Source organism: Proluteimonas luteida, from assembly GCF_021191695.1.
Taxonomy (GTDB): Bacteria; Pseudomonadota; Gammaproteobacteria; order Xanthomonadales; family Xanthomonadaceae; genus Luteimonas; species Luteimonas luteida.
The window spans coordinates 1-20,661 of the sequence record NZ_JAIWPT010000031.1; the positions used below are offsets into that span (position 1 = coordinate 1).

20 protein-coding genes are annotated in these 20,661 nt (G+C 72.5%); 9 read left to right on the forward strand and 11 right to left on the reverse strand.

The window, feature by feature from the left end; genetic code table 11:
- Positions 1 to 63: 63 nt before the first annotated feature.
- Positions 64 to 552 (reverse strand): hypothetical protein, encoded by a 489-nt coding sequence (locus LDO26_RS17655; protein ID WP_232132411.1) that lies wholly within the window; start codon positions 550 to 552, stop codon positions 64 to 66.
- Between the two features lie 103 nt (positions 553 to 655).
- Entirely contained in the window at positions 656 to 1,387 is a 732-nt protein-coding gene (gene fabG, locus LDO26_RS17660; RefSeq protein ID WP_232132412.1) for a 3-oxoacyl-ACP reductase FabG, read from the reverse strand.
- A gap of 232 nt (positions 1,388 to 1,619) precedes the next feature.
- On the opposite strand from fabG, the gene LDO26_RS17665 reads away from it, so the two are divergent.
- Complete coding sequence (locus tag LDO26_RS17665; RefSeq protein WP_232132413.1) at positions 1,620 to 2,045, forward strand: hypothetical protein; 426 nt, start codon at positions 1,620 to 1,622, stop codon at positions 2,043 to 2,045.
- Between the two features lie 84 nt (positions 2,046 to 2,129).
- On the opposite strand, the gene LDO26_RS17670 is transcribed toward LDO26_RS17665, so the two are convergent.
- The 8 genes from LDO26_RS17670 to LDO26_RS17705 form a co-directional block, all read right to left on the reverse strand.
- Positions 2,130 to 2,594 carry a hotdog family protein gene (locus LDO26_RS17670; protein WP_232132414.1) on the reverse strand — a complete coding sequence of 155 codons (465 nt, stop codon included), beginning with the start codon at positions 2,592 to 2,594 and terminating at the stop codon, positions 2,130 to 2,132.
- Complete coding sequence (locus LDO26_RS17675) at positions 2,591 to 4,975, reverse strand: MMPL family transporter (protein WP_232132415.1); 2,385 nt, start codon at positions 4,973 to 4,975, stop codon at positions 2,591 to 2,593. The genes LDO26_RS17670 and LDO26_RS17675 overlap by 4 nt, the downstream gene beginning before the upstream one ends.
- The gene (locus LDO26_RS17680; RefSeq protein ID WP_232132416.1) at positions 4,975 to 5,673 is read right to left on the reverse strand and encodes a LolA-related protein; all 699 of its coding nucleotides are present in this window, start codon (positions 5,671 to 5,673) and stop codon (positions 4,975 to 4,977) included. The genes LDO26_RS17675 and LDO26_RS17680 overlap by 1 nt, the downstream gene beginning before the upstream one ends.
- On the reverse strand, positions 5,576 to 6,568 hold the full coding sequence (locus LDO26_RS17685) for a lysophospholipid acyltransferase family protein (protein WP_343226192.1): 993 nt from the start codon (positions 6,566 to 6,568) through the stop codon (positions 5,576 to 5,578). Before LDO26_RS17685 ends, LDO26_RS17680 begins: the two co-directional genes overlap by 98 nt.
- Entirely contained in the window at positions 6,565 to 6,891 is a 327-nt protein-coding gene (locus LDO26_RS17690; RefSeq protein ID WP_232132417.1) for an ApeI family dehydratase, read from the reverse strand. The genes LDO26_RS17685 and LDO26_RS17690 overlap by 4 nt, the downstream gene beginning before the upstream one ends.
- 3 nt (positions 6,892 to 6,894) lie before the next feature.
- Positions 6,895 to 7,593: a lysophospholipid acyltransferase family protein gene (locus LDO26_RS17695; RefSeq protein ID WP_232132428.1), complete on the reverse strand. Its 699-nt coding sequence runs from the start codon at positions 7,591 to 7,593 to the stop codon at positions 6,895 to 6,897.
- A 124-nt stretch (positions 7,594 to 7,717) separates the two neighbouring features.
- Positions 7,718 to 8,401: a COG4648 family protein gene (locus LDO26_RS17700; protein ID WP_232132429.1), complete on the reverse strand. Its 684-nt coding sequence runs from the start codon at positions 8,399 to 8,401 to the stop codon at positions 7,718 to 7,720.
- Positions 8,401 to 8,670 (reverse strand): phosphopantetheine-binding protein, encoded by a 270-nt coding sequence (locus tag LDO26_RS17705; RefSeq protein ID WP_232132418.1) that lies wholly within the window; start codon positions 8,668 to 8,670, stop codon positions 8,401 to 8,403. Before LDO26_RS17705 ends, LDO26_RS17700 begins: the two co-directional genes overlap by 1 nt.
- Before the next feature lie 148 nt (positions 8,671 to 8,818).
- On the opposite strand from LDO26_RS17705, the gene LDO26_RS17710 reads away from it, so the two are divergent.
- From LDO26_RS17710 to LDO26_RS17735, 6 genes are all read left to right on the forward strand, one after another.
- Positions 8,819 to 10,198 (forward strand): NAD(P)/FAD-dependent oxidoreductase, encoded by a 1,380-nt coding sequence (locus tag LDO26_RS17710; protein ID WP_232132419.1) that lies wholly within the window; start codon positions 8,819 to 8,821, stop codon positions 10,196 to 10,198.
- Positions 10,195 to 11,226 carry a chorismate transformation FkbO/Hyg5 family protein gene (locus LDO26_RS17715; RefSeq protein ID WP_232132420.1) on the forward strand — a complete coding sequence of 344 codons (1,032 nt, stop codon included), beginning with the start codon at positions 10,195 to 10,197 and terminating at the stop codon, positions 11,224 to 11,226. Before LDO26_RS17710 ends, LDO26_RS17715 begins: the two co-directional genes overlap by 4 nt.
- A gap of 129 nt (positions 11,227 to 11,355) precedes the next feature.
- Positions 11,356 to 12,348, forward strand: a complete 993-nt coding sequence (gene hemB, locus LDO26_RS17720; RefSeq protein ID WP_232132421.1) for a porphobilinogen synthase — start codon at positions 11,356 to 11,358, stop codon at positions 12,346 to 12,348.
- 125 nt (positions 12,349 to 12,473) lie between these two features.
- The gene (gene aroE, locus LDO26_RS17725) at positions 12,474 to 13,325 is read left to right on the forward strand and encodes a shikimate dehydrogenase (RefSeq protein WP_232132422.1); all 852 of its coding nucleotides are present in this window, start codon (positions 12,474 to 12,476) and stop codon (positions 13,323 to 13,325) included.
- 81 nt (positions 13,326 to 13,406) lie between these two features.
- Positions 13,407 to 13,754, forward strand: coding sequence for a hypothetical protein (locus tag LDO26_RS17730; protein ID WP_232132423.1), 348 nt, complete (start codon positions 13,407 to 13,409; stop codon positions 13,752 to 13,754).
- Positions 13,755 to 13,762: 8 nt separating this feature from the next.
- The gene (locus LDO26_RS17735; protein WP_232132424.1) at positions 13,763 to 14,035 is read left to right on the forward strand and encodes a YkgJ family cysteine cluster protein; all 273 of its coding nucleotides are present in this window, start codon (positions 13,763 to 13,765) and stop codon (positions 14,033 to 14,035) included.
- Here the strand turns inward: LDO26_RS17735 and LDO26_RS17740 are convergent, their stop codons facing one another.
- Positions 14,036 to 15,676: a Na+/H+ antiporter gene (locus tag LDO26_RS17740; RefSeq protein WP_232132425.1), complete on the reverse strand. Its 1,641-nt coding sequence runs from the start codon at positions 15,674 to 15,676 to the stop codon at positions 14,036 to 14,038.
- A 168-nt stretch (positions 15,677 to 15,844) separates the two neighbouring features.
- Here LDO26_RS17740 and LDO26_RS17745 point away from each other — a divergent pair, with 168 nt between their 5' ends.
- The gene (locus LDO26_RS17745) at positions 15,845 to 18,325 is read left to right on the forward strand and encodes a membrane-bound PQQ-dependent dehydrogenase, glucose/quinate/shikimate family (protein WP_232132426.1); all 2,481 of its coding nucleotides are present in this window, start codon (positions 15,845 to 15,847) and stop codon (positions 18,323 to 18,325) included.
- 112 nt (positions 18,326 to 18,437) lie between these two features.
- Positions 18,438 to 20,456, forward strand: coding sequence for a M3 family metallopeptidase (locus tag LDO26_RS17750; RefSeq protein ID WP_232132427.1), 2,019 nt, complete (start codon positions 18,438 to 18,440; stop codon positions 20,454 to 20,456).
- The last annotated feature ends 205 nt before the right edge of the window (positions 20,457 to 20,661 follow it).

Here is a 20,661-nt window from a genome sequence, read left to right on the forward strand (position 1 = left end):
GGGTCTCGACCCGCCAGGCCCGTCGGCGCGCTGGCGGGTCGAGACCCGCCCTACCCGGCACGCCTACCCACCCATCCCGATCCGCGCGCCGTCGACCGGATTGCGCAGCCAGCGCCGGATGTACCAGGTCATCGCGCCGAAGTTCGAGTTCATCTGGTAGCAGCCGCTCGACAGGCCGCCGCCGCGGGTCACCATGACGCCATTGAAGGCGGCCTCGTGCGCGCCGTCGCGGGTCAGCACGCCGCGCACGCGGATCGTCTGGTTGTGCTCGATGAACCAGTTGCCGCCCCAGACCGCGTCGACGATCTCGACTTTCAGCACGCGCCCGTGCATGTCGTCCAGCGGCGCCTCGACCGGGACCGCGACCTTGCGCAGCTCCCGGGTCAGGCGCTTGGTGAACTCCGCCGGCACGCCGCAGTGGTCGGTGATTTCCGGGTCGATGTCGGCACCGTCGGCGACCGGGATCGGCACCACCAGCCGGATCCTGTCGTCCGCGGCCGCCGGCAGCACCGTCAACGCCAGCAGGCCACCCAGCAGTACGTGATATCGCATGCGTCCTCTCCCTGGTTGGGACGCCGGCACGTGCCGGCATCGTCACTGTCCTCAACGGCCGGCGGGCGGCGACGGGGTTATCCCGTCGATGCGGCCGCCCGGCTCACGCCATGCCGCCGTTGATGCCGATGACCTGGCCATTGATGTAAGCCGCATCGTCCGAGCACAGGAAACCGACCAGCGCGGCGACCTCCTCCGGCGTGCCGGCACGCGCCGCGGGCACGATCTGCTTCACCACCTCCGCGGGGAACGCCGCATCGGCCATGCTGCCGGCGATGACGCCGGGCGCGACGACATTGACGCTGATGCCGCGCGAGGCCATCTCCCGCGCCAGCGATTTCGACGCGCCATGCAGCGCCGCCTTGGCCGCGGCGTAGTTGCTCTGGCCGCGGTTGCCGGTCACCGCCGCGACCGACGACACGCTGACGATCCGGCCCCAGCGCCGGCGCGCCATCGGCAGCAGCAGCGGCTGGGTGACGTGGAAGAAGCCGTGCAGCGAGACGTCGATGACCCGCCGCCACTGCGCCCCCGACATGCCGGCCATCGGCGCATCGTCATGGACGCCGGCGTTGTTGACGACGACCTGGATCGGGCCGCCTTCGAGCAGCGCCTCGAGTGCCGCGCGCGTCGCCTCGCCATCGGCCACGTCGAACGCGACCGCCTGCGCGCCGCCGCCCGCGACGACGATGTCATCGACCACGCCTTGCGCGCGTGCCAGGTTGCCGTTGGCGTGCACGATCACGTGCAGGCCGTCGGCGGCGAGGCGCCGGCAGATCGCGCCGCCGATGTCGCCGCTGCCGCCGGTGACGAGGGCGCGTTTGCTGGATGTGTCCATGGGCCGATTGTAGGCGAGGCGTTGCAGGCGATTGCAATGCGCACGAGCGCGATCGCAAGGCGCATCGCCCCGCTGACTTGCGGCGGCGGATTGGGCATGATGCCGGCGGGGAACGGCGCCGGCGTTGCGCGTCGGCGGACGGAACACGATGCGACAGGCGGGCGCCTGCGCGCAGGGGCGCATGGCGCGTGCCGACTCCGCAGACCCCGTCACGTCCATCGGAGAACCCCCCATGCGCCTGCTCAAACTCCTGCTCCTGATCGCGGTGCTGTTCGGCGGTTACAAGTGGTGGCAGGGCCGCGATGCGGAACACGCATTCGCCGCCAGTGCCAGCCCGAACGGATTCGTGCCGGTGGAGATGCCCGGCGGCGCCAGGCGCAACGTCGTGCTGGTGCTGGCGCCGGCGAACTGCCCGTCCGAGCAGGCGCAGCGCACCGAGGCGCTGGTCGCGGCACTGTCCCGCGAAGGCGTTCCGGTGGCACGTGGCAGCGGGTTCTCGTTCGAGGTGGACAACCCGAGCGCCGAACAGCGCGCAGGCATCGACCGTGCGGTCGAGGTGTTCAGGCGCGGCGCGCCGGCGGTGTTCGTCAACGGCATGGCGATGTCGAACCCGAGCGCGGCGCAGACCGTGGCCGAATACCGCCGCACGCGCGGCTGAGCGGAAGTAGTGCGGATCTTGATCCGCCACAGGCCTCCCCCGGCGCGCGCATTCGACGGGGCGGCGCGCCCCCTTCGCCAGGCCCTAGCCCCCCAGCATCACCGCAGCCCGCCCTTCGGCCAGCAGCACGCCGTCGCATTCGATGCGGAACGCGTACTGCTGGCTGGCATCGGACTCGACCAGCACCTCCGCCTCGCACTGCAGGTCGCCGGCCAGCTCGTCGATGCGCGCGACATGCAGCTGCACGCCGCGCAGCGCCACCAGCATGCCCGGACGCACCGGGCCACCGCTCGCGCGGGCGCGCAGGCCGCCGTGCACGGCCATCGCCTGCGCGCCGTATTCGCACAGGTGCAGCGCGCGCAGGCGGTCGTCGCTGCGCAGCGGGTTGTCCGGATCGCGATGGGTGCCGCTGCGCAGGCGTACGCTGCGCGCGTCCCAGCCGGTGACGGCATCCCACAGGCACATCGCGTCCTGGTGCGGGATCATCGCCATCAGCGCGGCGCGGCCGATCTCCACGCCAGCCACGCTGCCGCCGTCGTCGCGGCTCATGCCGCCGTCCCGTCCGCGCGGCGCGCGTCATCGATCGCGGCGCGATGGCGCGCGACCAGCAGCGACAGCACGAAGTTGCACACCACGCCGAGCGCAACGGTGCTGCCGATCGCGCGCAGCACCGGGATCGACGACCACGCCAGCAGGCTGAACACCAGCAGCGTCATCAGGCTGCAGACCAGTACCGCATGCAGGGTGCGCACCTGGTCGGCGCGGTCGTCGCCGGCGTGCTCGAAGAACAGCGCGTAGTCGAGCCCGAGGCCCGCGGCGAGGATCAGCGCGACCAGGTGGAACAGGGTCAGCTCGACGCCGCACAGGCGCAGCACCGCGACCACCAGCAGCAGCGACAGCAGCGTCGGCAGCAGCACGCGCCAGGCGCGCGACGGCGCGCGCAGCGCGATGCACACGGTGGCGACCAGCAGCACCAGCGCCGCCGCCATCGCCCACAGCACGCGGCCGCGGTACTCGGCGACCAGCGATTCCGACGCCTGCTTCATGTCCAGCAGCCGCAGCTCGACCCGGGGCGTGGCCGCGGCGGCCGCCAGTGCGGCGACGTCGGCCGGGTCGTCGAGCCCGCTCAGCGACACCAGAGCGGTGGCGTGGCCGTCGCGCTCCAGCAGCAGGCCGGCGACCGCCGATGCCAGCGGCGTGCCGTCGAGCATCGCGCGGGTCAGCGGCGGCGCGGTGCGCGCGTGTTCGACATCGGCGGCGAACGCGTCGAAGGCATCGGCGTTGAACGGCGAATCGGCCAGCACCGCGTCGAGCGCGCGGCGCAGCGTCGGCGCGTCCGGCAGCGCCGCCTGGCGTGCGCGCTGCAGGTCGGCGGGCGGCAGGTAGCGCGCGGCCATGTCGTAGCCGTCGAGCGCGCCGGCGGCGACCAGGGCGTCGAGCCGTGGCCGCAGCGCGGCGGTGGCGGCGAGCGCGGCATCGGCATCGTCGGCCTGGGCGACCAGCACGTAGCGCACGTCCGGCGCGCCGAGTTCGGCGCGCAGCGCCGTATCGCGCGCCATCGCGGCGTCCGGCACCGGGGTCAGCTTCGACAGGTCGTTCTGCCAGAACGCCGCCGGGCTGCAGGCGATCGCGGCGACCGCGGCCGCGGCCAGCAGCGCCAGCGACCACTTCGGCCGCGGCAGCGCTTCGATCCACTGCCACAGCCGCTGCAGCCGCGGCGACGCGGCCAGGTCCGGCGGCGCCGGATCGACCAGCGCCGGCAGCAGCAGGCGGGTCGTCAGCGCGGCGACCGCGAGCGCAACGATGGTGAACACCGCCAGCTGGCGCAGGCCGTCGACGCCGGAGAACAGGAACGTGGCGTAGGCGATGCAGGTGGCGATGACGCCGGTCGACAGCGCCGGCCACAGCCCGCGCACGTTCCGCCACGGCGACAGGCCGGCGCGCTGGTGGCTGAAGAAGTGGACCGGGTAGTCCTGCACCACGCCGATCAGGGTGAAGCCGAACGCGATGGTGATGCCGTGCACGCCGCCGGGGAACAGCAGCGCCACCGCGGCCAGCCCGGCGACGCCGGCACTGGCCAGCGGCAGCACGCCGAGCAGCGGGATCTTCCAGTTGCGGTAGGCGACCAGCAGCAGCAGCACCAGGCCCACGGTATCGACGATGCCGATGATCCGCGCCTCGCGCTCGGTGCGGCCGCCGATCTCGACCGAGAACGCGCCGGGACCGGTCATCTCCAGCGTCGCCGGGCTGTCCCCGCGCACCTCGGCGAACGCCGCGCCGATCGCCTCGACCGCATCCAGCTGGCCGGTCGGGTCGAAGCCGGCGGCGCGGGTTTCCACCAGCAGCAGCGCCTGCGTTCCGGCGCGGTCGAACCAGACCTCATGCAGGCGCTCGGGCGCCGCGGCCGGCGCCCAGTGTTCGGCCAGCTTCAGCGTCTCCAGCGTCGGGTCCGACGGCAGCAGCGGCTCCACCAGCGCCGCAGCCGGCGAGCCGAGGTCCTGCAGCCGGGCGTCGAGTTCGTCGCGCAGGTGGTCGGCATCGAGCGGCTGGGTATCGAGCGTCGGCGACAGCAGGTAGCGGTACGGCAGCAGGCCCGGCGGGAACGATTCGAGCCCGGCATCGGCGCCGTTGGCGACCACGTCGAAGCGCGGATCGGCGACCAGCGCCGCGCGCAGCGCCTGCGACTGCGCGGCCAGCGTCTCCGGCACGTCGCCCGACAATGCGAGCAGCAGCAGGCGCGAGCCGGGGCCTTCGCCGAGTTCGTCGATCAGCAGCTTCTGTTCCGGCGTGCGCGCGTCGGGCAGGAACCGGCGCAGGTCGCCGGTGAACTCCAGGTGCCGGCCCGCCAGCCACCCGGCCGCCAGCACCAGCAGCAGCCAGGCCAGCGCCAGCGCGAGGCGGGCGCCGGGACGCGGCGGGCCGCCCGGCATCAGCGCGCGGGCGCGCGACAGGCGCGCAGCGCGTCGTCGAGCGATGCGAACGCGTCCGCGCCCGTGGCCGCGCCGCCGAGCAGCGTCGGCTGCGCATCGCCCTCGCGCGGCCGGGTCTCGATGCAGCGCAGTTCGTCGCCGCCGCCGCGCAGCACCACCGCCAGCAGCCGCGTCGCGGTGCGCGGGTCCTTCGGCGTCAGCGTCATCGTCCAGGCATCGGCCGCGCCTTCGGCCTGCAGCGTGTAGTGCTGTTCGAGCTGCGCGCGGTCGCCGGCCAGCAGCGCGCCGAAACTGCCCTGCAGCGCCGCCAGCTCCGGCACCCGCGACAGCGCGAAGGTCCGCGGCGCGCGGCCCTCGCGCGCCAGCGTGGCTTGGCCGGCGCGGATCGTGGTCGTCTCCGCATACGGCGCGCGCACCTCGCGCACCAGGGTGTCGGCGTCGGGACGGCGGTATTCGCCGGCCAGCTGCAGCGGCTTCTTCAGCATCGACGACACCCGCAGCTCGACGAACGGCGTGGCCGCCGGCGGCGGCCGGCGCAGCTGGCCGAGGATCCAGTCGGGTTCGACCGACGCCGGCGCGGGCGTCTGCCCGGCTGCCGGCTCAGGGGCCTGCGCGGCGGCCCAGGCCGGCGGCACCGCCAGGCAGCACGCCAGCAACAGGCGGCGCAGGCGTCGTGGTGTCGCGTCCGCGCCCGGCATCGGATGTCCAGAAGTCATAGAAGTTGAACCAGTTGTAGGGTGCCGACCGCGCATGATGTTCCAGCCGCGCCGCGTAACGCCGGATGAGCGCCTGCACGCCCGCCTCGCGTTGCCCGCGCGGCAGGGCGATGCCGTCGCTGAACGGCTCGAACACCAGATCGTAGCGGTTGCCGCCGCGGTACAGGCCGAATGCCAGCATCACCGGCACCTTCAGCACCGCCGCCAGCAGCCACGGCGCGGTCGGCAGCGGCGCCGGGCTGCCGAGGAACGGCACGTCGGTGGTCGGGCCGCCCTCCTGGCTGCGGTCGACCAGCAGCGCGACCATCGCCCCGGCATCGAGCGCGTTGTGGATCGCCAGCGCCACCGAGGGGCCGTCCTGGGTGGCGTCGATGACGGTCGCGGCGATCTCGGGATTGACCGCGTCCAGCAGCTCGGTGATCGCCTTGCCGTGGGCGCGGTCGAGCACGACCCGGATCGGGTAGTCCGGCCGCTGCCGCGACAGCACCCGCAACACCTCGAAGCTGCCCAGGTGCGAACCGAACAGCAGCACGCCTCGGCCGGCGTCGAGATGGCCGTGCAGCACCTCCAGCCCGGAGGTCCTCACGTCGAAGCCGCGGGTGTTGCCGGTCAGCAGGAACAGGCGGTCGAGGATGGTCGCGGCGAAGGTGTGGATGTGCCGGGCGACGTCGCGCAGCGTGGCCGGGCGCCCCAGCACGCGATCGAGGTAGGCGCGCGAATCGCGCCGCTCGGCGCCGCGGCGGACCAGGAAATACAGGGTGATGGGATACAGCAGCAGCCGCGTCGCGCTGCGCCCGCACACCTGCGCGACGCGGATCATCGCGGCCAGCGCGAAACGGCCGCCGCCTTCGCGGCGGCACTTCCACTGCGTGCTCATGCCGCGGTCGCGTCCGTCGATGGCGTCGATGCCGGCGCCACGACCTCGCCGCTGGCCAGCAGCGTGTCGCCGGCGCTGACCCGGAACCGCCAGCGCCGCCCCTCGGTGGCGGGAAGCGCCTGCAGCGCGATGTCGGCCGCGACCCCGGGCAGCAGCGGCTGCAAGAACTTCACCTGCGGCAGGCGCAGCGCGGGCAGCGGCCCGTGCCGGTCCTCGATCGCGGCGACCACCCGGTCGAGGATCACCACGCCCGGCACCAGCGGCCGGCCGGGGAAATGCCCGGGCAGGCACGGATGGGTGGCATCGATGGTGAATCCGGTCATCGCTCAGCGCCCCGCCAGCATCGCCGCGACCGAGGCCTGCGCCTGCCGCGCCAGGCGCTGGCGGCCGGCCGCACCGACGCAGTCGCCGGTTGCCAGCGGCGTTCCGATCGTCGCCCGCATCGGACCGGGACTGACGTTGAAGAAGCCTTCCGCCGGCAGCACGTCGCCGGTGCCATGCAGCGCGATCGGCAGCACCTCGACGCCGGCGTCGATCGCCGACTGGAAGGCGCCCGACTTGAATTCGCCCATGCGGCCGTCGCGCGAGCGCGTGCCCTCGGGAAACAGGCACAGGCTGTGCCCGGCGCGCAGCAGCTCGGCGACCTGGCGCCGCAGCAGCGGCCCGGCGCGCGGATCGTCGCGGGCGATGAACAGCATGCCGGTCGCGCGCGCGTACCAGTTCACGAACGGCACGCGCCGCATCTCGTCCTTGAGCAGGAAACGCAGCGGCACCGGCACCGCGCTGAACACCGCGCAGATGTCGATCACCGATTGATGGTTGGCCACCACCAGGTACGGCCGCGACCAGTCGATCGCGTCGGCGCCCTCGACGGTCAGCCCGCCGGCGGGATCCAGCAGCCCCGGTGCCCAGCGGGTGCGGGCCATGTCCAGCGCCAGCCCGGGCCGGCGGGTCAGCGCCTGCAGCAGCAGTGACACGGTGATCCAGCCCGCCGTCCATAGCAGGGTGAAGGCAAACCGCAGCATGTTGAGCAGGACCGTCAGGAATCCGCCGAACGCGGGAGACCTGGCGTCTGCTTGGGTCTGTCTGTGTTCCATCGGTGCCAAGGATACCGTCACGGGCGGCGGAAAAGCCGGCCGCGCGCGCCGTTCAGCGCAGCAGGTCGCGCCAGAACACCGGCCCGAGCCCGGCCAGCTTGCGCAGGAAATCGACGAAACTGCGGTAGCGCCCGGGAAACCGCCGCTTGCGCAACGCGTATTCGACGACGAAGAAACCGCCGATCACGCCGTAGTTCAGCAGGTTGGCGAACAGCGACCACTGCTCGCGGGTGATCGGCCACGGCGAGCGCAGGCCCAGGCTCTCGAGCAGGCCGCCGGGACTGGCGACCAGCGCCAGCGCCAGGTTCGCCCCGGCCATGCCCAGCAGCACGATCGCCCAGGCCGCGGTCAGGTTGCGGGTGTAGCGGCGCAGCGCCGGGTCCAGGGCGTCGGCCGAGCCCGCTCCCTCGATGCCGGCGACGATGCGGGTGATCAGCGGCGTGGAACCGGCGCGCAGCGTGCGGCCGAACACCCAGGCGATCGCGAGCACGAACACCACCGGCACCAGCAGCAGCGGCAGCGCCGCGTGGCCGGACGCGTACAGCGCCCACGCGCCCCACAGCACCGGCGGAAGCGCCAGCCAGGCCCATGTCCGGCGATGGAGCAGCGGCTCGACCAGCAGCATCGCGGCCAGCACCAGCAGCGCCGCCAGCGCCAGGCCGTCGTGCTGCCACATGCTGGCCAGGTGCGCCAGCACGGCGTACCCCAGTGCCAGCAGCACCTGCAGCAGCAGGATCAAGTGGTGCGATGCTGCTGGACGTGCGCCGACAGTGCGCGCAGCGAGGCGAAGATGCGGCGGTTCTCGTCGTTGTCCGAGCGCAGCTGGAAGCCGTACTGCTTGCTGATCGCCAGCGCCAGCTCCAGCGCGTCGATCGAATCCAGGCCGAGGCCGGCGTTGAACAGCGGCGCCTCGGGGTCGATGTCGCCCGGCGCCACGTCCTCCAGGTTCAGGCTCTCGACCAGCAACTGCGCAAGCTCGCGCTCGGCATCGGTTTGTACGGACATGAACAGCTTCCACGGGTTTGGCAGGCCGCCACGATCCGGCATCGGCCGCGCCAGCGCAAGGCCGGAAAACCGGCGGCCGGCGGCGCGCGGGCCGGGCCCCGGCGTTCCGCTATCATGCGCGCCTGCACGACAACCGCCTGCTTACCGGATGAGCCGCATCGCCACCGCGCCCGCCACCGCCACCGCAACGCCCGGCACCACCGCCAGCATCGAGACCGACGTGCTGGTCATCGGCGGCGGCCCGGCCGGCACCACGGCGGCCACGCTGCTGGCGCGCCAGGGCCACCGCGTGCTGCTGCTGGACAAGGACCGCCACCCGCGCTTCCACATCGGCGAATCGCTGCTGCCGATGAACCTGCCGATCCTCGAGCGGCTCGGCGTGCTGGAACAGGTGCGCGCGATCGGCGTGCTCAAGCACGGCGCCGACTTCCCCGTGCACGACGAAGCCGACACCACCCACGTGTTCCGGTTCTCGCGCGCGATCGACCCGAAGTTCGGCTACGCCTTCCAGGTGCGCCGCGCCGAGTTCGACACGCTGCTGTTCGACAACGCGCGCGCCAACGGCGTCGATGCGCGCATGCAGGTCCGGGTCGAGGCGCTCGAACACGACGCCGACGGCCGCCCGGTCGGTGCCAGCGCGCGCGCCACCGACGGCAGCCGGCTGCAGGTGCGCATGCGCTACCTCGTCGACGCCAGCGGCCGCGACACCTTCCTCGGCAGCCGGCTCAAGCTCAAGCGCAAGAGCGCGCGCCACCAGTCGGCGGCGCTGTTCAGCCATTTCCGCGGCGTGCAGCGGCGCGACGGCGACGATGCCGGCAACATCACCGTCGACCGTTTCGAGTACGGCTGGTACTGGCTGATCCCGCTGCCCGACGACGTGATGAGCGTCGGCGCGGTGTGCTTTCCCGAATACCTGAAGCAGCGCCAGGGCACCGACAACGAAACCTTCCTGATGCAGACCCTGCTGCGCACGCCGTCGGTCGCCAGCCGCATGACCGGCGCCGAACGCATCGCCCCGGTGCACGCGACCGGCAACTACTCGTACGCGTGCACGCGCATGACCGGCCCCGGCTGGGTCATGGCCGGCGACGCCTATGCGTTCATCGACCCGGTGTTCTCGTCCGGCGTCTACCTGGGCATGAACAGCGCCGAACACGCGGCCGCGGTGGTCGACGGCGCATTGCGCGACCCGGCCCGCGAACGCAGCCTGCAGCGCGGCATGGAGCGGCGCCTGCGCCGCGGCCTCAGGCATTTCAGCTGGTTCATCCACCGCTTCACCACGCCGGTGATGCAGCGCCTGTTCGCCGCGCCGCGCAACGACTTCCAGCTCGAGCAGGCGGTGATCTCGATGCTCGCCGGCGACGTGTTCGACAACCGCGCGGTGCTGCGCCGGCTGCGCCTGTTCCGGCTGCTCTACGCCGCCAACGCGATCGCCATCGCGCCCAGCGCGCTGCGCGGCTGGCTGGCGCGGCGCCGCCAGGTCGGCGAGCAGTTCCGCGGCGACACCCTGCACGAGGGCAACCCGTGAGCCGGCCGCAGCCGATCGGCGCCGCACCTGGCGCGCCGCGCTTGCAGGTCGACTACGTCGATACCGCGCCTGCGTCGCTGCTCGCCGACGACCGCGTGCTGGCGGTGCTCGGGTTTGGCGGCGCCGCGCCGCTGCTCGACGATCCGCGCTACCTGCGCGTGCCGCTGCAGCCGCATGGCGCGGCGCCCCTGGAAGTCTGGCGCACGCAGGGACCGGTGCACTGCGGCCGCGACGGCGAGATCGCCTGGTCGTGCGACGGCGAGCTGCTGTTCGGCGCGATCGAGGTCGACGAGCCCGAGGGCCACACCGGCGACGGCGACAACAGCGGCATCCTGCTCGCCGCCGAGCACGCCTACCGCCAGCTGACCCGCTTCATCGGCGGCAGCGAATATCCGCACCTGCTGCGGATCTGGAACTACCTCGACGCGATCACCGTCGGCGACGGCGACACCGAACGCTACCGCCAGTTCTGCGTCGGCCGCGCCCAGGGCCTGGGCAGCTTCGACACCCACGACCTGCCGGCCGCGACCGCGATCGGCCGCTGCGACGACGCGCGCACGATCCAGGTCTACTGGCTGGCCGCGCGCGTCCCCGGCACGCCGGTGGAGAACCCGCGCCAGGTCAGCGCCTACCGCTATCCGCGCCAGTACGGCCCGCAGTCGCCGAGCTTCGCCCGCGCGATGCTGCCACCGGCCGGCAGCGCGATGCCGCTGCTGCTGTCGGGCACCGCCAGCGTCGTCGGCCACGCCTCGCAGCACGAGGGCGAACTGCTGGCCCAGCTCGACGAGACCTTCGCCAATTTCGACGCGCTGATCGCCTCCGCGCGCGCGCGCCGGCCCGACCTGCCGGCCGGCTTCGGTCCCGGCTCGCGGCTGAAGGTCTACGTCCGCGACGCCGAGGACCTGCCGGTCGTGGCGGAGGCCTTCGATGCCCGCTTCGGCGACCGCGTGCCGCGGGTGCTGCTGCACGCGGTGATCTGCCGGCGCGAACTGGCGCTGGAGATCGACGGCGTACACGACGCCCCGTAGGTCGGGGCCACGCCCCCGACGCGCGGGGATCTGGACCGGCGGACAATGAAGATGACGGCTCCGAAGCATCACGCGCGTCGGGGGCGTGGCCCCGACCTACGCATTCGGCGCCTGGCGTAAAATGCCGGCATGACCCGACTCGACACCCGGATGCGGCGGATGCGCCGCGACGACTTCTCGCGCCGCCTGATGCGCGAGTCCACGCTCGCCAGCGACGACCTGATCTATCCGGTGTTCGTGCACGAACCGGCCGGGCGCGCGCCGATCGCGTCGATGCCGGGGATCGAGCGGCTGTCGATCGACGAACTGCTGCGGGTCGCCGAGACCGCCTGCGAGCTGCGCATCCCGGCGCTGGCGCTGTTCCCGGTGACGCTGCCGGCGGCCAAGTCGCTCGACGCGATCGCGGCCTGGGACGAGGACGGGCTGTGCCAGCGCGCGATCCGGGCGCTGAAGCAGCGCTTCCCGGAACTGGGCGTGATCACCGACGTGGCGCTGGACCCCTACACCGTGCACGGCCAGGACGGCATCACCGACGCCGACGGCTACGTGGTCAACGACGTCACCGTCGAGGCGCTGGTGAAACAGGCGCTGTCGCATGCGCGCGCCGGTGCCGACGTGGTCGCGCCCAGCGACATGATGGACGGGCGCATCGGCGCGATCCGCGCCGCGCTCGAGGACGAGGGCTTCGTCCACACCCGCATCCTGGCCTATTCGGCCAAGTACGCCAGCGCGTTCTACGGCCCGTTCCGCGACGCGGTCGGCTCGGCCGCCGCGCTCGGCAAGGCCGACAAGGCCACCTACCAGATGGACCCGGGCAATTCCGACGAGGCCATGCGCGAGATCGCCCAGGACCTGGACGAGGGCGCCGACATGGTCATGGTCAAGCCGGGCATGCCGTACCTGGACATCGTGCGCCGGGCCAAGGACGAATTCGGCGTGCCGGTGTTCGCCTACCAGGTCAGCGGCGAGTACGCGATGCTCCGGGCCGCGTTCGCCAACGGCTGGCTCGACGAGCGCAGGTGCGTGCTCGAATCGCTGCTGGGCTTCCGCCGCGCCGGCGCCGACGGCGTGCTGAGCTACTTCGCGCTGGACGCCGCGCGCTGGCTGCGCGAGCGCGGCTGAGCGCCGCACGCGATCGCCCCGGCTCCGTCCGCGCCGCGCCGCGCGGACTGCCGCCCCGGCGCGGCCTATCCGGCCATCGACGACAGGCCCTAGACTGCGCGCACGCCACCGCATCCGAGGGATCCATGTCGCAACCCGCCCAGCACCACGCCGTCTTCGGCCATCCCGTCGCCCATTCGCTGTCGCCGGCGATCCACGCGGCCTTCGGCAGGCAACTCGGCATCGCGGTCGACTACGTGGCGATCGACGCGACGCCGGACACGTTCGAAACGGCGCTCGCCCGCTTCGCCGGCGCAGGCGGCAGCGGCGCCAACGTGACCCTGCCGCTGAAGGAGGCGGCGTTCGCGCTGGCCAACACCTGCAGCGAGCGCGCGCGCCGCGCCGGCGCGGTCAACACTCTGGTGCGGCAGGGCGAGACCTGGTTCGGCGACAACACCGACGGCGCCGGCCTGGTGCGCGACCTCACCGGCCGCCACGGCCTGGACCTGCGCGGCCGGCGCACGCTGCTGATCGGCGCCGGCGGCGCGGCGCGCGGGGTCGCGCCGCTGCTGCTCGATGCCGGCGTCTCCGACCTGTTCGTGGTCAACCGCACGCCCGAGCGCACCGACGCGCTGGCCGATGCGCTGGGCGAGCCGGACCGGGTGCATCCGCGCTACCTGGACGTGATCGGCGAACTGGGCGAGTTCGAACTGATCGTCAACGCGACCTCGGCCGCGCGCTCGGGCGCGATCCCGGCACTGCCGCGCTCGCTGGTGGGCATGCGCACCGCGGCGGTGGACCTGAGCTACGGCGAGGCCTCGGTGCCGTTCCTGGCATGGGCCCGCGCGCACGGCGCCCGCGACACCATCGACGGACTCGGCATGCTGGTCGAGCAGGCCGCCGAGAGCTTCGCGCTGTGGCACGGCGTGCGTCCGGACACCGACCCGGTGTTCGCCGCGCTGCAGGCACGCAACGTCGCGCTGGTCACCGCGGACTGAGAGGCCGGCGGCACACCGCCCGCCTGCCGCGACCGCCATGGCGTTCGATCGCCGCGCAACCCCCGACAGGACAACACCGCAATGGAAACGACGTTCGACATGTCCCGGTTCCTGACATCGCTGCTGCAGCAACTGCCGTACCTGGTCCCGATGCTGGCCGGCCTGGCCGCGGCGTTCGCGCTGGTGCTGCGCAGGCGCGCCACGCTCGGCGCCGCCGCCGCGCCCGCGCTCGGCGGCCTGACCGTGCTGCTGGCCGCGTTGCTGCTGTCGACCGCGTGGTACGCGCTGGCCGAGTTCCTGCTGGTCTCCGGCGCTGTCGACTTCGTGACGTCCGGCTACGCGTTCGCGATCGTGAGCCTGGTGCTGGCGACGCTCAACGCGGCCGGTATCGTGCTGCTGGCGTTGGCGATCGTGCGCCGGCCCGGCTGAGCGGCGCCATGCAGTGCCGCCCCGGCTGCGCGGCCTGCTGCATCGCGCCGTCGATCACCTCGCCGATCCCCGGCATGCCGCACGGCAAGCCGGCGGGCATACCCTGCGTGCAACTCGACGCGCAACTGGGCTGCCGGCTGTTCGGACGCCCGGAACGGCCGGCGTTCTGCGCCTCGCTGCGGCCCGAGCCGGCGATGTGCGGCAGCACCCGCGACGAGGCCCTCGATGCGCTGGCGTGGCTGGAACGGATGACCCGGCCGGACGCGCCGGCCGCGGCCTGATCAGCGGTAGCGGGTTTCCATCAGGTCGAGTTCGCGTACCAGCTTGCGCGCGATCTCGTCGGAAATGGCGCGGTGCCTGGCCAGTTCGTAGAGGCGCTCGCGCTCGGCCTGGATCGCGGCCAGGCGCAGCGCGCGCTCGGCGTCGTCGGCGCGGCGCAGCGCGGCCGCCTCGATGCCGGTGTTGTCGTCGCGCTTGAGCCGCCCTTCGTACAGCGCCATCACCCGCAACGCGGCGCTGGCGTAGAGGTCGGGATTCTCGGTCGCGCCCGGCAGCGCGTGCTGCGCGCGCTCGACCGCCGCCACCGCGGCGACGGCGGCCTCGTGGCGGGCATGGTCGAGCTCGCGCACCTCGTCGTCCTGGGCCGGCAGCGCGAGCCCCTTGAGCAGTCGCGGCAGCACCAGGCTGCCGAGCAGCAGCGACAGGATGATCACCGCCGCGGCCAGGAAGATCGCCAGGTCGCGGGTCGGGAACGGCGTGCTGCCGTCGGACATCAGCAGCGGCAGGGTCAGCACGCCGGCCAGGGTGATCGCGCCGCGCACGCCGGCCAGCGACATCGCCGTGACCAGGCGCCACTCCGGTTTCGGCTGTTCGCCGTCACTGCGGTTGCGGTACAGGCCGATCCACAGCGTCACCCACACCCAGGCGAAACGCAGCGCGAACAGCACCGCGTAGATGGCGACGACATAGACCACCAGCCACCACGGCGCCAGGTGGCCGCTCTCGCCGATGGTGTGCACCGCGCGTTCGACGATCCACGGCAGCTGCTCGCCCAGCAGCACGAAGATGATGCCGTTGAGCGCGAACTGCACCGTGTCCCAGACCGCGGTGCGCTGCACGCGGGTGGTCGCCAGCGCGCGGCCGGTGAGCTCGACGTAGCTCATCGTGATGCCGGCCGCGACCGCGGCCAGGATGCCGGACGCGCCGATCTGCTCGGCCAGCATGTAGGCGCCGAACGGGGTCAGCAGGCTGATCAGGATCGGGGTACCGGCCTCCTCGCCGAACACGCGCGAGACCATCGCGTGGCCGCGGTTGATCGCGAAGGTCAGCGCCACGCCGACGGCGACGCCGGCCAGCGACACCCACAGGAACGTCAGCGAGGCCGACATCAGCGAGAAGCCGCCGGTCAGCGCGGCGGCGACCGCGAAGCGGAAACAGACCAGGCCCGAGGCGTCGTTGAGCAGCGACTCGCCTTCGAGGATGTGCATCATCCGCTTGGGAATCGGCGCCTTGGCCGCAATCGACGACACCGCCACCGGGTCGGTCGGCGACAGGATCGCCGCCAGCGCGAACGCCACCGCCAGCGGCATCGCCGGGATCAGCCAGTGGATCAGGAAGCCGGCGCCGACGACGGTGAACACCACCAGGCCCAGCGCCAGCTGCAGGATCATGCCGCGGTCGCGGAACAGCCCGTCCTTGGGGATGCGCCAGCCATCGAGGAACAGCAGCGGCGGCAGGAACAGGATGAAGAACAGGTGCGGATCCAGGGTCACGCCCTGGCCGAACACGCCGGCGATCGTCGCCCCCAGGGCGATCTGCACCACCGGCAGCGGCAACGGCAGCCAGCGCGGCAGCACACGGGTCAGGTAGCCACTGACGACGACGGCCAGCAGCATCACCAGCACAACTTCGATCGAATGCATCGCCGTGTCACGACCGCGCGAGGACCGGATCGCGCCACCTGTCCACAATAGCGCCAACGCCTGTTCATGCCTATGCGATACGGCGCGCGCACCGTCGCCGTGCGCTCACCTGATCGTCGCAGGACCGGGATTAGCCTGATGCCCTCCCCCCATTCATGAGCTGCCGTCATGTCCCTGCCTCCCCCGACCCGCCGCGGCCACTGGGCGCTGTTGCCGCTCGGACTGGTCATCGCCCTGCTCGGCCTGACGCTGGCCCTCGGCGGTGCCTGGCTGCTCGCCGCCGGGGGCTCCTGGTACTACCTCGTCGCCGGCCTCGGCCTGCTGCCGGCCGGCGTCCTGCTGGCCCGCGGCCGACGCCCCGGCGCGCTGCTGTTCTGGGCGGTATTCGCCCTGACCGTGGTCTGGAGCGCATGGGAAAGCGGCCTCGACTACTGGCGCTGGGTGCCGCGGCTGGGCCTGATGGTCGCGCTCGCGCTGGTCGTGGCGCTGCTGATGCCGCGGCTCGACCGGCCGGTGTCGCGCGGGTTGTCGCGCGGCATCGCTGCGGCGCTGGCAGCGGTGTTCGTGGTCGCCTTCGCGCTGGCGTTCGTGCCGTACGGCGTGACCCGCCCCGACGGCCCGCTGCCGTCGGCCGCCGCCGGCGTACCCGGTACCGCCACCCCACAGGCCGACGGCGACTGGCTCGCCTACGGCCGCGGCTATGACGCCAGGCGCTATTCGCCGCTGAACCAGATCAACCGCGACAACGTCGGCCGGCTGGAACGGGTGTGGGAATACCGCACCGGCGACCTGCCCGACATCCGCTGGGGCGCGGAAACCACGCCGCTGAAGGTCGACGACACCCTGTACCTGTGCACCGCGCGCAACATCCTGCTGGCGCTGGACCCGGCCACCGGCAGCGAGCGCTGGCGCTTCGATCCCGTCGTCGACGAGGCGTCGATTCCGTACACCGCCGCCTGCCGCGGCGTGGCGTACTACGACACCGCGGGCCACGTGCCGGCCCCTGCCGCCACGGACGCGACCACGGACGCGGTGACTCCGGCCGACGACACCGCGCCGGCAACGCCGGTCGCAACCAGCGCCGGCCCGGCCAGCTGCGCGACCCGCATCATCGAGGGCACCCTCGACGGCCGCCTGGTCGCCGTCGACGCGCGCACCGGCACGCCGTGCGCGGACTTCGGCGACAACGGCCAGGTCGACATCACCGTCGGCATGGGCGAGGTGCTGCCGGGCATGGTCTCGATCACCTCGCCGCCGACGATCGTGCGCGGCGTGGTCGTCACCGGCCACCAGGTGCTCGACGGCCAGTACCGCTGGGCACCGTCGGGCGTGATCCAGGGCTTCGACGCGGTCACCGGCGAACTGCGCTGGGCCTGGGACCTGGCCCGCCCGGACCGCGACGGCCTGCCGCCCGAAGGCGAGACCTACACCCTGGGCACGCCCAACAGCTGGACCATCGCCAGCGGCGACGAAGCGCTGGGCCTGGTCTACATGCCGCTGGGCAACTCGGCCGCCGACTACTACAGCAGCCTGCGCACGCCGCCGGAGAACGAATACGCGACCTCGCTGGTCGCGCTCGACGTCACCACCGGCAAGCCGGCCTGGCATTTCCAGACCGTGCGCATGGACGTGTGGGACTACGATCTGGGTTCGCAGGCGACGCTGGTGGATTTCCCGGCCGAGGGCGGCAGCGTCCCGGCGCTGGTGCTGCCGAGCAAGCAGGGCGATATGTACGTGCTCGACCGCCGCACCGGCGAGCCGCTGGTCGGCTTCGAGGAACGGCCGGTGCCGCAGGGCGGCGTGGAGCCGGAGCAGCGCGCGGCGACGCAGCGCTTCTCGCTGTACCACACGCTGGCCAAGCCGGTGCTCAGCGACCGCGACATGTGGGGCATCACCCCGGTCGACCAGATGATCTGCCGCATCCAGTTCGCGCGCGCGGCCTATGGCGGCCCCTACACGCCGCCGGAAAGCGAACGCGCGTCGGTGGTCTATCCCGGCTACAACGGCGGCTCGGACTGGGGTGGCATCGCGGTCGACCCGACCCGCGGGATCATCGTCGCCAACTACAACGACATGCCCAACTACAACCGGCTGATCCCGCGCGAGAAGGCCAACGAGATGGGCCTGGCGCCGCGCGACCAGGTGCGCGGCGACATGGGCGGCGCGGAAGGCGCCGGCGATCCGCAGATCGGCACGCCCTACGCCATCGACGTCAACGCCGGCTGGCGCATGCCGTTCACCAAGCTGCTGTGCAAGCAGCCGCCGTACGGCGGGATCCGCGCGATCGAGCTGGCGACCGGCCGCACGCTGTGGGACCGCCCGTTCGGCAGCGCGCGCAAGAACGGGCCGTTCGACATCGCCTCGGGCCTGCCGATCGACATCGGCACGCCCAACAACGGCGGCGCGGCGGTCACCGCCGGCGGCCTGATCTTCATCGCCGCGACCACCGACGACCTGATCCGCGCGATCGACATCGACACCGGCAGGACTGTCTGGCAGGACAAGCTGCCCGCGGGCGGCCAGGCCACGCCGATGGTCTATGCCTCGGGCGGCCGCCAGTACCTGGTGATCATGGCCGGCGGCCACCATTTCATGGAAACGCCCGCCGGCGACTACGTCATCGCCTACGCGCTGCCCGAGGGCGGTTGAAGACCCGAGGGGCCCCTGTCCAGCGGGATGCCGTGGCCGGCCGTGCCGGCCGCGGCGCCTCTTGACCCGCATAGAATCGTCGTACCCGCCTTCCGCATCCGCCGTCTCCGCCATGTCCAATCCCCTGCTCGACTTCTCCGGCCTGCCGCGCTTCGACGCGATCGAACCGGCCCACGTCCAACCCGCGATCGATGCCCTGGTCGCCGAGGCCACGGCCGCTGCCGCGGTCGCCGGCAAGACCCGGCCGGTGACCTGGGAGACGGTGGCCCTGCCGCTGGAGGATGCGACCGAGCGCCTGTCGCGCGCCTGGCACCAGGTCAGCCACCTCAACGCCGTGGTCAACACTCCCGCGCTGCGCGCCGCCTACAACGCCGCGCTGCCGGAGGTGACCCGGTTCTTCAGCGCGCTGGGCCAGGACGCGGCGCTGTTCGCGCAGTACGAAGCCCTGGCCGACCAGGCGGATGCGCTCGGGCTCGACGTCGTGCGCCGGCGCGTCGTCGCCAACGCGCTGCGCGATTTCCGCCTTGGCGGCGCCGCGCTCGATGCCGAGGGCAAGGCCCGCTTCGCCGCGATCCAGCAGGAACTGGCGGCGTTGTCGGCACAGTTCTCCGAACACGTGCTCGATGCGACCGACGCATTCGCGTACGTCACCGACGATGACGCCGAACTGGCCGGACTGCCGGCCGACGTGGTCGCCGCCGCACGCGAGGCCGCCACGCGCGACGGCCGCGACGGCTGGAAGCTGACCCTGCAGATGCCCTGCTACCTGCCGGTGCAGACCTATGCCGAGGACCGCGCGCTGCGCGAACGCCTGTACCGCGCATTCGGCCTGCGCGCGTCCGAGTCCGGCCCGGCCGAACTCGACAACGGCCCGCTGATCCGACGCATCCTCGCGCTGCGCGCCGAACAGGCGGCGCTGCTGGGCTACGGCAACTACGCCGAGCTGTCGCTGGCGACCAAGATGGCGACCACGCCGGACGAGGTGCAGGCCTTCCTGCGCGACCTCGCCGCGCGCGCGACGGCGCATGCGCGCCGCGACCGGGAAGAGCTGGAAGCCTTCGCCCGCGACACGCTGGACCTCGCTACGCTCGAGCCCTGGGACCTGACGTTCGCCAGCGACCGGCTGCGCCAGGCGCGCTACAGCTATTCGGCGCAGGAAGTGAAGCAGTACTTCACCGAGGACCGCGTGCTGGCCGGTCTGTTCGACGTCATCGGGTCGCTGTACGGCCTGCGCGTCGCGCCCGACAGCGCGCCGGTGTGGCATCCGGACGTGCGCTTCTACCGCCTCGTCGATGCCGACGGCACGCTCGTCGGCCAGTTCTACCTCGACCTCTACGCACGCGAAGGCAAGCGCGGCGGCGCGTGGATGGACGACTGCCGCAACCGCCGCATCCGCGTCGATGGCACCCAGACCCCGCTGGTGCAGCTGGTCTGCAACTTCGGCAAGGGCGCCGACGGCAAGCCGGCGACCTTCACCCACAACGAGGTGACCACGCTGTTCCACGAGATGGGCCACGGCCTGCACCAGCTGCTGACCGCGATCGGCGAGCTGCCGGTGGCCGGCATCAACGGCGTCGAGTGGGACGCGGTGGAGCTTCCGAGCCAGTTCATGGAGAACTTCTGCTGGGAATGGGACCGGGTGCGGGCGATGACCGCGCACGTCGATACCGGCGAGCCGCTGCCGCGCGCGCTGTTCGACAGGATGCTGGCCGCACGCAACTTCCAGAGCGGCATGCAGACCCTGCGGCAGATCGAGTTCGCGCTGTTCGACATGCAGCTGCACGCCGGTTTCGATCCGGCGCAGGACGACGTGCTGCAACTGCTCGAACGGGTCCGCGACGAGGTCGCGGTCAACCGGACCCCGGCCTGGCACCGCTTCCCCCACCAGTTCAGCCACATCTTCGCCGGCGGCTACGCGGCGGGCTACTACAGCTACAAGTGGGCCGAGGTGCTGAGCGCCGACGCCTATGCCGCGTTCGAGGAAACGCCCGACCAGCTGGCCGCGACCGGCGTACGCTTCCGCCGCGAGATCCTCTCGCGCGGCGGAAGCCGCCCGGCGATCGAGAACTTCCGCGCGTTCCGCGGCCGCGACCCCGACATCGCCGCGCTGCTGCGCCACAGCGGCATGTAGGGCGGGTCTCGACCCGCCGCTTGCCGGACCGACAAGGTAGGCCATCCCGACGCGGTCGGCTGGCGGATCGGCGGGTCGAGACCCGCCCTTGTGTCTTGGAGTCAGCCCTGATCAGGCAGACTCTCCCGGTGATCCGGGAGGTTCCGACGATGCCGTACCCGCCCTGAAGCCATCGAGCTTGTTGCGTAGATTCGGCACGTCGGAA

Coding starts and splice junctions, on each gene's coding strand:
- LDO26_RS17655 (WP_232132411.1), bottom strand. CDS start 552: ATGCGATATCACGTACTGCTGGGTGGCCTGCTGGCGTTGACGGTGCTG.
- fabG (WP_232132412.1), bottom strand. CDS start 1,387: ATGGACACATCCAGCAAACGCGCCCTCGTCACCGGCGGCAGCGGCGAC.
- LDO26_RS17665 (WP_232132413.1), top strand. CDS start 1,620: ATGCGCCTGCTCAAACTCCTGCTCCTGATCGCGGTGCTGTTCGGCGGT.
- LDO26_RS17670 (WP_232132414.1), bottom strand. CDS start 2,594: ATGAGCCGCGACGACGGCGGCAGCGTGGCTGGCGTGGAGATCGGCCGC.
- LDO26_RS17675 (WP_232132415.1), bottom strand. CDS start 4,975: ATGCCGGGCGGCCCGCCGCGTCCCGGCGCCCGCCTCGCGCTGGCGCTG.
- LDO26_RS17680 (WP_232132416.1), bottom strand. CDS start 5,673: ATGCCGGGCGCGGACGCGACACCACGACGCCTGCGCCGCCTGTTGCTG.
- LDO26_RS17685 (WP_343226192.1), bottom strand. CDS start 6,568: ATGAGCACGCAGTGGAAGTGCCGCCGCGAAGGCGGCGGCCGTTTCGCG.
- LDO26_RS17690 (WP_232132417.1), bottom strand. CDS start 6,891: ATGACCGGATTCACCATCGATGCCACCCATCCGTGCCTGCCCGGGCAT.
- LDO26_RS17695 (WP_232132428.1), bottom strand. CDS start 7,593: ATGCTGCGGTTTGCCTTCACCCTGCTATGGACGGCGGGCTGGATCACC.
- LDO26_RS17705 (WP_232132418.1), bottom strand. CDS start 8,670: ATGTCCGTACAAACCGATGCCGAGCGCGAGCTTGCGCAGTTGCTGGTC.
- LDO26_RS17710 (WP_232132419.1), top strand. CDS start 8,819: ATGAGCCGCATCGCCACCGCGCCCGCCACCGCCACCGCAACGCCCGGC.
- hemB (WP_232132421.1), top strand. CDS start 11,356: ATGACCCGACTCGACACCCGGATGCGGCGGATGCGCCGCGACGACTTC.
- aroE (WP_232132422.1), top strand. CDS start 12,474: ATGTCGCAACCCGCCCAGCACCACGCCGTCTTCGGCCATCCCGTCGCC.
- LDO26_RS17730 (WP_232132423.1), top strand. CDS start 13,407: ATGGAAACGACGTTCGACATGTCCCGGTTCCTGACATCGCTGCTGCAG.
- LDO26_RS17735 (WP_232132424.1), top strand. CDS start 13,763: ATGCAGTGCCGCCCCGGCTGCGCGGCCTGCTGCATCGCGCCGTCGATC.
- LDO26_RS17740 (WP_232132425.1), bottom strand. CDS start 15,676: ATGCATTCGATCGAAGTTGTGCTGGTGATGCTGCTGGCCGTCGTCGTC.
- LDO26_RS17745 (WP_232132426.1), top strand. CDS start 15,845: ATGTCCCTGCCTCCCCCGACCCGCCGCGGCCACTGGGCGCTGTTGCCG.
- LDO26_RS17750 (WP_232132427.1), top strand. CDS start 18,438: ATGTCCAATCCCCTGCTCGACTTCTCCGGCCTGCCGCGCTTCGACGCG.